This window comes from Streptomyces spongiae (genome assembly GCF_009377185.1).
GTDB lineage: Bacteria > Actinomycetota > Actinomycetes > Streptomycetales > Streptomycetaceae > Streptomyces > Streptomyces spongiae.
In genome coordinates, this window is sequence record NZ_VJZC01000079.1 from 17,562 (window position 1) to 27,622 (window position 10,061).

A 10,061-nucleotide genomic window follows, 5' to 3' on the forward strand; every position below is an offset into this window, starting at 1 on the left:
AGTCGATGCGTCTCGGAGAAAGGTGGCCTCACTTGGTGAGTCCCTGGCTCTCCCACAGCCGTTCGAAGCACTTGAGCTTCACGTCCTCGTCCTGGGTGCCGTGCATGGAGCCCGGCTGATTGCGCAGGTCGCTGTGGCGGACCCGCAGCGGCCACCGTTCCGGGTAGGCGATCTTGCGGTCGCCGGAGGTCCCGACGTGGCTGGCCAGGTTCTCCCACTGGTACTCGAATCCCTCGTGGCTGACGAAGGTGTCCCGGTGGAAGGCGCCGAGCCGTTTCGCGACGGGGAAGAAGCGGGCGGTGTCGTAGGCGATGAGCTGGTCCACCACCCGGTTGACGGAACGGACCCCCGGCTCGATCTCCGGTCCGACGTCCGAGAGCGGCCAGTCCCACTCCTCGTGGTCGTCCACCTTGCTGATGAGGGCGACCTCCGGGTTCTGCTCGAAGATCCGCGCGGTGGCGTCCAGTACGTCGAAGTCCTCGTCCGTCTTGTGGATGAACGTGTCGTCGGTGAACGTGATCAGGTAGGGGCTGGTGGTCGTGAAGTGGTTGCCGTGGAAGTTGTTCGACGGGGCGCCGGAGAAGGCGTGGCGGTGGGTGCGGCGGAACCGCAGCTCGTCCACGCCGAGTTCGGCCAGCCGGGGCAGCAGCCGGGCGGCGGCCTCGTCGGACGACCGCTCCGCGACCAGTACCACCTCGAAGTCGTGGCGGGTGGGCTGGGTGAGGGAACGGATCGCCAGCGGCAGTGTCTTGTCGATGAGCCGCTCGGTGTCGTGGAAGGCACAGGCCAGGGTGAAGAACGCCATGTCGGATACCTCCGGGAGCTACGCGAGAACGGGAGCCAGGTGAGGACGTGAGCTACGCGGGAACGGGAGCGACGTTGAGGACGTGAGGAGTCACGTGAGGACCGCCGTGAGCGCGGCGGCCAGCTTCGCGCTGTCGTGAGCCGTGCCGTACAGGGGATCGGAGCGGACGAGGTCGGCGCGGACGACCGGGACGTCGACGTCTCCGATCGGCAGCGGACCGCCGTCGTGCACCAGCACCACATCGGGTTCGACACCGTGGGCACGCAGCGCGTCGACGTGCGCGGCGACGTCGTACCCCTGGGTCTCGGCCACCTCGGGCTCCAGGTTGCAGACGTAGACGAGCCGGCCGCGGGTCGAGGCGAGGGCGGCGTGGAGATCGTCGATGAGAGCGGCCGCGAGGATGGACGTGTAGACCGAACCCGGACCCAGCACCACCTGGTCCGCGTCCTCGATCGCGCGGGCGAGGCCGTCGGGTGGTTTGACCCCGGGAGGGCTGAGCTCGACGCGGCGGATGCCCGCCGTCTTCGATATGGCGTACTGGCCGGTCACCCGGGTGCCGTCCGACGTGACGGCACTCAGGTCGACCGGTTCCACCGTCGCGGGGACGACCCGGCCCCGGGCCGGGTCCAGGCCCAGCAGCGCCGCCGCGCTGTCGGTGGCGGCCAGGAAGTCGCCCGTGACGGCGGTGAGCCCGGCCAGCAGCAGGTTGCCCAGGGCGTGGCCCTCCACGTCGGTGCCACTGAAGCGGTACTCCAGCGCCTGGCCCAGCGGTTCGTCCTCGGCACCCGCGAGCGCGGCCAGACAACGGCGCAGGTCGCCGGGGGCGGGGATGCTCATCGCGCTGCGCAGCCGTCCGGTGGAGCCGCTGTCGTCGGCGGTGGCGACGATGGCGGTGGTGTGGGCGGCGTACCGGCGGGCGGCCCGGAGCGTGGCGGTGAGCCCGCGTCCGCCGCCCATGGCCACGACACGGGGGTGGTCCGCCCGGGCGCTCACTTGTGGACGTCCCGGTGGAGGACGCCGGGGGTGACGCCGAGAGTCCGCAGCACGACCGCCAACTGCTCGGCCATGGCCACCGAGCGGTGCTGACCGCCGGTGCATCCGAGGGCGACGGTCAGGTAGGCCCTGCCCTCGTCGATGTAGGCGGGCAGCAGCCGGCCCAGCATCCGCTCGGCGTCCTGGAGGAACGACTGGGCGGTGGGCTGGGCGAGGACGTACTCGCTGACCGGCGGATGAAGCCCGGTCAGCGGGCGCAGCTCCTCGACGTAGTGCGGGTTGGGCAGGAACCGGCAGTCGAAGACGATGTCGGCGTCGAGCGGCAGGCCGTGCTTGTAGCCGAAGGACAGCACGGTCATCTGCACGCCCGGGCCGGTCCGCGTGTCCGCGAAGAGTGTGCCGAGTCTTCGTCGCAGCTCATGGACGTTCAGGGCGCTCGTGTCGAGCACCACGTCGGCCTCGTTGCGCACCGGTGCGAGCAGTTCGCGCTCCTGGCCGATGGCGGAGACCAGATGCTGGTCGTCGCCGTCGGCCAGGGGGTGGCGGCGACGGGTGTGGTCGAAGCGCCGTACGAGGACGTCGGTGGCCGCTTCCAGGAACAGCACGCGCACCTGGGCCCCGGACGACCGCAGCCAGGCCAGCATGGGCAGCACTTCGTCCTGGTAGTGCCCGGTACCGACGGCCAGAGCCACCCGGGTGATGGACGACTTCGGGGCCTGGGCCAGTTCGACGACCTTGGGCGCCAGCTTGGGTGGCAGGTTGTCGATGGCGAACCAGCCGAGGTCCTCCAGGTGGTCGGCGGCGAGGCTCCGTCCGGCCCCGGACAGGCCGGTGATGACGACGACCTCGGTCTTGGACCCGGGAGAGGGCGGCATGGTCAGCTCCCTGCGGTGGGCTCGGTGGCGGGTTCGGAGGCGAAGCGGTCCAGCTGTCCGATGGGCGCCTCGGGTTGCCAGCTGAGGGGCGGGATGTGGGCGTTGACGAGCTCGCCGTCGTCCCTGAGGAGCGACGCCGGCGGGTGCTGCATGTGCAGCATCCAGTCGTCGTGGTTGAAGAAGGGGGCGGCGATGTCGAAGCGGTAGACGAAGTCGTTGTCCTCGCCGCCCCACCCCTCGTACCGCTCGTCCATGCCGCCGATGCGGTGGAAGGTCCCGGTGCGCACCCACAGACAGCAGCCCGGCGGGCGGCGCAGCTGGAAGGCGCGCAGCTGGTCCGCCCCGGCCTCGGCGCCGCGGCGCTGGACCCGCTCACGGATGGCCCAGGCGGTGGTGGGGCCGTCCAGGCAGCTCATCTTCCGGTACGTCATATGGCCGCCGACGCCGGGGGACCGGAAGCGCTCGGCGTTGCGGGCGACGAAGTCCCGGTCGGCGAGTACGTCGGCGTCGAGGATGCACACCACCTCGTTACGGCCGGGGGTGTTCACCACGCCCGCGTTGACCGCCCAGGACTTGTTGAACATCCCGGCCTTGGGGGCGAACAGGTAGTGGTCGGTGAACGGCGTGATCACCTCGCGCCAGCGCGGGGAGTCGTCGGACTCGACGACGGTGACCTGGTACCGGTCGCGGGGGAACGACTGGTCGCGCAGGGCGAGCAGACAGGCCAGCAGATTGCGCAGCCGGGCACCGCCGGTGTCACGGTCCCGGAACGGCACGACGATCAGCACCTCGGGATCGGCTCCGGCGGGCAGCGCGGGGCCGGGCGGGAGGGCGCGCAGTTCCTCGACGGAGACCGGCTCGGCGTCGCGCGTGTGCCGCCCGCCGAGGTGGAAGCCGATGCGTGAGTTGCACTCCGCTTCCCACGCGGCGTCGAACAGGGGAGCGGTGGAGGGCAGGGCGGCCTGTTCGACGAGGGCGGCACGCAGCCGGTGGTAGTGGTCGGGAGTGCCCGGGTCGTCGGCGAGGCGTTCGCCGAGGGAACGGATCTCGGAGTCCTCCGCCTTCCTGACCGCGGCGACGACCGCTTCGGTCCACGGGCGGGCCATCTCCCAGTAGAAGAGGCCGGAGCGGCGGGCGTCGGGGTCGGAGGCGACGACGACGCTGTCGACGACGGCGGTCGCCAGGACCTCCGGGTCACTGGGACGGAGCTGAGCCACGGGAGTTCCCTTCGGGTGGCGGTCAGTGGAGGGGGCCGGCAGCGCGGGCGGGCGGCGGCCCGGTGGCCGCGCGCTGCCCCGAAGCGGCGAAGCGCAGGAGGACCGCGGCACCCAGCGCGAGCACGCTCACCACGCCGAGCGCCGCGGGCAGTCCGGTGACCTGCGCGAGGAAGCCGATGAGCGGAGGCCCGGCCAGGAAGCCGGTGCCGGCGATGCTGGACACGACGGTGATGGCCGGGCCGGTGGTCGGTCCGCCCATCCGCCCGGCCATGGAGAACACCGCGGGCATGACGATGGACAGCCCCGTCCCCAGCGCCGCGAACCCGCAGACGGCCGCGGCCGGATGCCCGGCCAGCAGACCGGCGGCGAACGCGCAGCCCGCGAACGTCACCGCCCACGTGACCACCCGTACGTCGCCCCAGCGGGCCAGGAACCGGTCGCCGAGGAGGCGCCCGGCCGCCATGGCCACGGAGTAGGCGGAGTAGCCCACGGCAGCGAACTCGGCGCTGGTACCGAGGTCGTCGCGCAGATAGATGGCGCCCCAGTCGCCGACGGCACCCTCTCCCGCCATACCGCACAGGCCGACGAAGCCCAACAGCACCAACGGCAGCCTGCGCTCGGCGGGCAGCTTGGCCCACCCCCCTTCGGGCGCCCTCGGGGCGACATCGCTGCTCGCGGGCAGCAGCCATGACGACACGGCCAGGGAGGCGCCGCCCAGCACCGCGGCGACCAACGCGAAGTGCGTCAGCGGGGACAGTCCGCGGGCCTCGGCGGCCCCGCCGGTCAGCGCGCCGAGCAGCCCGCCGATGCTGTACACCCCGTGCAGGGAGGACAGCACGGGACGGCCCAGGCGGTCCTGTACGGCGACGCCGTGGGCGTTCATCGCCACGTCCACGATGCCCATCGCCGCGCCGAAGCCGATGAGGGCGAGCCCGAGGGTGACGATGTTCCCGGCGAGCGCCGGGAGCATCAGGGCGAGACAGCTCAGCGTGATGCCGAGCACCGTGATGGGGCGGCTGCCGTACCGGGCGACGAGCTGGCCGGAGACCTGCTTGGACAGCAGCGCGCCCACGGCGATGCCGAGCAGCGCCAGCCCGAGGGGGCCGGTGCCCGCGTCGACGTGGTCCTTGACGGCGGGGATGCGCAGTACCCAGTTGCCGAACAGGGCCCCGTTGACGAAGAACACCACGCTGAGGGCGATCCGCGCCCGCCGCGGCTGTCCGGTACCGGTCGCCGGTCCGGTACGGGGCACCGGCCCCTGAGGGGCCCTTTCACTATGCCCGCCCGGGTCGCGTGGTCTGGCACCGCACCTCGCCGCGTTGCCGGAAAGCCCTAGTAGCGCCGCTACGAGGGCTTTCCGGCGCCTTGCGATGCACGGCACCAGACCACGCGACCTGATCGGGCGCTCATAGTGAAAGGACCCCTTCGTCACGCCACGCTCTCCGGATCCGCCGGCGGTGCCTGCTCGAAGCCCTGGGTGATCCAGATGCCCTTCCACACGTCGGGATCCGACGGCAGGACGATCTCGACCAGGCTGGGGCCCTGTTCGGCGGCGCTCTTCTCCAGCGCGGCCGTCAGGTGGGACACCGCCGCCTCCACCTCGGCGGGCGGTCCGCCGACGGGGACGACCACCCGCTGCGCGGGTACACCGAGTGCCTCGGCGACCTGGTGGTACGCCATGTGACCGACGTTCGTGAGATACGAGCGGTCCGAGGTGCCGTAGGAGGCGGTGGCCTGCTTCTTCAGGGAGACCGACTCCCCGTTGTTGCACACGACGAACAGCACCTGGGCCTGGTCCTGCACGGCGGCCACCAGCCCCTGGAAGGAGTTGGTGAAAGCCTGGTCGCCCAGCGTGCACATGACCCGGGCGTCCCTGTCCCCGAGGGCCAGGCCCGTCGCGTACGCCAGTCCGCCGCCGACGAACGCCCCGTGGTCGCCGAAGACCCGCAGCCCCTGGGGGAAGTCGTCGTAGTGCTCCGAGAGCAGCCCGCCGAACATCTGGCTGTCGTCCACGAGCGCCGGCCGCTCCCAGGCGGCGAGCGTGGCGGCGAGCGCCCGGGCGACGGCGCGGCGCCCGTCCTCGACGATGCCCGTGGCCCGCTCGGGGCTCACCATGTGCTCGGCGAGTGCCTCCGCCGGGAACCAGGGCGCGGGCGCCGGATCCCCGAAGACGCTCAGCCGGTCGGCCAACTCCGTCAGGATCAGGGCCGGTTCGCCGACGACCAGCGGCTCGTCGTCGCGCAGGTACTCGTTCTTGAGGACCTTGGCGGCGTCGGTGTTGACCACCGCTTTCCGGCAGCCGGGCAGGGGGCCGACGACTCGTTCGTAGATGTTGCGGTCCTCCACCGTCACCAGCAGGTCGCACTCGGCGAGCAGGGCGCGGTGGGCGGCGCTGAAGGGGTTGAGCCATCCGGCGAAGTTCGTCACCTCCTCGCTCCGCAACCGCTCGAAGAGCATCGGGCCCCGCCGGTACCGCACTTGAAGCACCGCCGCGCCGGTCATGGAGCTCAGCCGGTCGAGGGCGGGGCGCAGCCCGGTGTGGTGCAGCGCGTAGTCGTCGAGGAGGAACAGCGGGTGCCGGGCCTGCCGCAGTTCGCCCAGCAGTGCCTCCAGCGCGGGCTGCTCAAGATCGGTGGCCGGTGCGGCGGGCGGGGTCGTGAGCAGCGCGTCGAGCGGGATCCAGCGGCTCTCGGCGACGTCCTGGGGGACACCGAACATCGCCGGCCGGTACGGCGGCGTGGTGCAGAAGGCCAGGCTCGCCCTGAGCCGCTCCACGAACCGCTCGGCCGCCGCCCGGCGTTCGCCGGGCTCCTCGGGCACCGGCGGGGCCTGCCAGGACCAGTCGGCGAACGTGCCGATGCCGTCCATCAGGCCGTCCTCGCCGTGGGGCGGCAGGAAGCGGACGGATCCGCTGGAGGGAAGTCCGACGAGGAACAGGGCCCCCACCTCGTTGCGCCGGGCGTCGGCCACGGCTCCGGCGGCGTTGGTGAGCCCGCGAGCGCCGTGCAGCACGGCGGCGCCCGTGCCCGGACGTGTCAGGGAGGCGCCCGCGGCCATGAAGGCGGACTCCTTGTCACCGCGTCCGTTGGACAGCTGAACGCCTTCGGTGCGGTGCAGCGCGTCGCAGATCGCGAGTTCCGAGGTTCCCGCGTAGACGAAGACACTGCGGATACCGCCGTCGGCGAGCAGCGCCGCCACGGCCTCCGCGCCGGTCAGCAGCGGTAACCGCCCGGGGCCCGCGTCGCCGGCGGCCGGTCTGAGAGCCTGAAGGGCCCGGTCGTCTCCGGCGAGCACGAGCCGGGCGAGGGTGAGTGGGTCGTTCTCGTCGACGTGGGCGGAATCGGGGAACGGGGTCTCGTGGGTGGAGCCAGCGGGCATTCTGTTCACCTTGTTTCCTGGAAGTCGTGCGAGACGAACGCGGCCAGCCATGCGCGGAAATCCGGGCCCAGGTCGTCGCGTTCGCAGGCCAGGCGGACGATGGTGCGCACATAGTCGGCACGGTCGCCGGTGTCGTAGCGGCGGCCGGAGAAGAGCACTCCGTGCACCGGTGCCGCCCTGCTTCGGGAGAGGTCGTCCAGCGCGTCGGTGAGCTGGATCTCTCCACCGTGTCCGGGGCCGGTGCCGCGGATCACGTCGAAGATGCCGGGGTGGAGAACGAAGCGGCCGATGACGGCGCAGGTGCTGGGCGCCTCGTCGGGACCGGGCTTCTCCACGAGGCCGGTGACCCGTACGACGTCGGCCTCGTCGGTGGGGGCGACCGCCGCGCATCCGTACAGATGGATGTCCCGGGGGTCGACCTCCATAAGGGCCACCACGCTGCCGCCGAATCGTTCCTGCACGGCGATCATGCGGGCGAGCAGCGGATCGCGGGGGTCGATGAGGTCGTCGCCGAGCAGGACGGCGAACGGCTCGTTCCCCACATGCGACTCCGCGCACAGGAGCGCGTGGCCGAGGCCCTTGGGCGCGCCCTGGCGTACGTAGTGCAGCGTCACGAGGTCGCTGGACTCGCACACCTGGTCCAGGTGCGCCGCGTCGCCTTTGCGGGCCAGCGCTTCTTCGATTTCGATGTTGTGGTCGAAATGGTCTTCCAGCGGTCGTTTGTTGCGACCGGTGACCATGAGAATGTCGGTCAGCCCGACGGAGGCCGCTTCCTCCACCACATATTGGATGACGGGCTTGTCGATGAGCGGGAATATCTCCTTGGGAATGGCCTTGGTAGCCGGCAGAAACCGGGTGCCCAGACCTCCCACGGGAATGACGACTTTGGTTACGTGCGGATTGAGCGGTGATCCTTCTCTTTCGCGGCGTACCTCAGACGGCACCTACACCGGTCCTTCCCAGTAGGGGGCCGACGCAAAAAACCCTGGCATGTGCGGCGTTTATCTGTCAAGCGCCTTCTGCTTTGGCGTGGATTTCCCTCGGGAATTAGTGGAACGATCAGCTACGCATTTCTGTGACCGTTCTATGCGCTGTACTGCATGTCGTGGGAGTCGAGCCCCCAAAGGGCATGTACATGCGGACGCGATTTGATGATGTCCTGCAGAAGGAGCGTCAGACGTGCGGACGGTTCGAGGCCGAGTTCGCGGACGATCCGCTTCCGCAGGGAGTGGTACGTCTCCAGCGCCTCGTTCCTGCGGCCCGCGAGGGAGAGGGCGACCATCAGCTGCCCGTGCAGGTTCTCGTGCAGCGGGTGGCGGGCCGCCAGTTCGCGCAGTTCGCTGAGTACTTCGAGCGGGTTGCCGAGCTGCAGTTCGAGCGCGATGAGCTTCTCGGTGGAGTTCAGGCGGGACTCGTTGGCGCGCTCCGCCCATACGCGCAGGACAGGGCCGCAGCTGATGTCCGCGAGGGCGGGACCTCGCCACAGGTCCAGTGCCGCGCGGTAGTGCGGCACGGCTTTTTCCGCCTGCCGGGTGCGCCGTGCCTCGTCCGCCTTGTCCAGCAGTCGCTGGTACTGCGCGTAGTCGTAACGCCCGGGGTCCGCCCTGAGGACGTAACCGCCGGGCTGTGTTCTCAGCAGCCGCTCGGAGACGGCACGGGGGGCCACATCCAGGGCCTTGGCCATGGAGCGCCGCAATTGGCCGATGTAGGTGTGCAGGGTCGCGGCGGCCGTGCGCGGTGGCCGGCTGCCCCAGAGTTCGCGATAGAGATCCTCGGTAAGGGTCAGGCGGTTCGCGCGGGCCGAAAGGAGGGCCAGGACTTGGCGCTGCTTCGGGGCGCTCGGGGTCATGTTCCGCTGGGCGGAGAGAACGGTTAAATCCCCCAGAACGTTTACGGCCGTATCCATGCAAGCACTCTCCCCGATGTCGTGGCCGGACGGCCCGTGCACAAGTGCCATTCACGATTAACCGAAGCGCATAGTCCGTTCGATAACGAACTCACGGAAGGTATCACGGAGGGCCACCAGATTGCCACATTCTCTTGCGTGCCGGGGTGGTGGGAGCTGGCCGGATCGCGCTCGTCTTCGGAAACTCGTCAACGGTGTATATCGGGCAAATCCGATACGGCGATCTCGGAGTTTGCGATTCCGTTTCCGAATACCGTGCGTGCCGGAACTCTATTTCGATGGCGCGGAGGGCGATTGAATGGAATACGCGGAACGATCATGTCGAATTCGCTGTTCGAGCAGATGGGCGCGGACGGGGCCGACCGCCCGGCGGCACCGGGGAGTCCCTCCAAGGAGCCCCACGGGAGTGCGCGGACCGCCGGGCGGAGCGCTTCTGGGGCTGCCGCGAAACCGCCCCGCGACGCGCCCAGCCCGCGGCCGGCGGGCAGTGGGGCACGTTCATGTTCGGCCAGACCGGAACGGACGGTTCTCAACATGCCGGAAACAAAGCGAGCGCCACACCGCCGAAGCACCCGGACCGGCAACAGCGCGTCCAGAGCGTCGGCACGTCACCGGCAAGAGAGTCACCAGAAGGGACCTGGGAGACGCCAGAAGCCCACTGAGGAACGAGAGGGTGCCGCACCGTCCCCGTGCGGACCCGGGAAGCGGCACTGACCGGCACGTTCGCGCCCATCGCGGGAGCACGCGGTGGCACCGGAACGTGATCGTACGGATGTGAAGCGGGGCGCGGTCGTACGAGAGGGCGCACAGGACCGGCCTTGCCGCCGGTGCCGCCGCGAGGCAGTCTCGGCCTGCCCGCCGCGACCATGAGCGGATTCCCCCCTCCC

At 70.5% G+C, this 10,061-nt stretch carries 8 protein-coding genes; all 8 read right to left on the bottom strand.

Features of this window, described 5'->3' with window-relative positions:
• Positions 1-28: 28 nt before the first annotated feature.
• On the bottom strand, positions 29-805 hold the full coding sequence (locus tag FNH08_RS14480) for a glycosyltransferase family A protein (RefSeq protein ID WP_152771883.1): 777 nt from the start codon (positions 803-805) through the stop codon (positions 29-31).
• A gap of 90 nt (positions 806-895) precedes the next feature.
• Positions 896-1,798: a gluconeogenesis factor YvcK family protein gene (locus FNH08_RS14485; RefSeq protein WP_194238483.1), complete on the bottom strand. Its 903-nt coding sequence runs from the start codon at positions 1,796-1,798 to the stop codon at positions 896-898.
• Entirely contained in the window at positions 1,795-2,673 is an 879-nt protein-coding gene (gene rapZ / locus FNH08_RS14490) for an RNase adapter RapZ (RefSeq protein WP_152771885.1), read from the bottom strand. Before rapZ ends, FNH08_RS14485 begins: the two co-directional genes overlap by 4 nt.
• A 2-nt stretch (positions 2,674-2,675) precedes the next feature.
• Entirely contained in the window at positions 2,676-3,890 is a 1,215-nt protein-coding gene (locus FNH08_RS14495; RefSeq protein WP_322724484.1) for a glycosyltransferase, read from the bottom strand.
• Between the two features lie 22 nt (positions 3,891-3,912).
• Positions 3,913-5,142, bottom strand: a complete 1,230-nt coding sequence (locus FNH08_RS14500; protein WP_152771886.1) for an MFS transporter — start codon at positions 5,140-5,142, stop codon at positions 3,913-3,915.
• Between the two features lie 176 nt (positions 5,143-5,318).
• A complete protein-coding gene (locus FNH08_RS14510; protein WP_194238484.1) occupies positions 5,319-7,268 on the bottom strand; it encodes a thiamine pyrophosphate-binding protein in 1,950 nt (649 codons plus the stop codon).
• Positions 7,269-7,273: 5 nt separating this feature from the next.
• Positions 7,274-8,212 carry a UTP--glucose-1-phosphate uridylyltransferase gene (locus FNH08_RS14515; protein ID WP_322724485.1) on the bottom strand — a complete coding sequence of 313 codons (939 nt, stop codon included), beginning with the start codon at positions 8,210-8,212 and terminating at the stop codon, positions 7,274-7,276.
• 140 nt (positions 8,213-8,352) lie between these two features.
• Complete coding sequence (locus FNH08_RS14520; protein ID WP_194238485.1) at positions 8,353-9,117, bottom strand: AfsR/SARP family transcriptional regulator; 765 nt, start codon at positions 9,115-9,117, stop codon at positions 8,353-8,355.
• Between the last annotated feature and the right edge of the window lie 944 nt (positions 9,118-10,061).

Coding starts and splice junctions, on each gene's coding strand:
- FNH08_RS14520 (WP_194238485.1), bottom strand. CDS start 9,117: ATGACCCCGAGCGCCCCGAAGCAGCGCCAAGTCCTGGCCCTCCTTTCG.
- FNH08_RS14510 (WP_194238484.1), bottom strand. CDS start 7,268: ATGCCCGCTGGCTCCACCCACGAGACCCCGTTCCCCGATTCCGCCCAC.
- rapZ (WP_152771885.1), bottom strand. CDS start 2,673: ATGCCGCCCTCTCCCGGGTCCAAGACCGAGGTCGTCGTCATCACCGGC.
- FNH08_RS14480 (WP_152771883.1), bottom strand. CDS start 805: ATGGCGTTCTTCACCCTGGCCTGTGCCTTCCACGACACCGAGCGGCTC.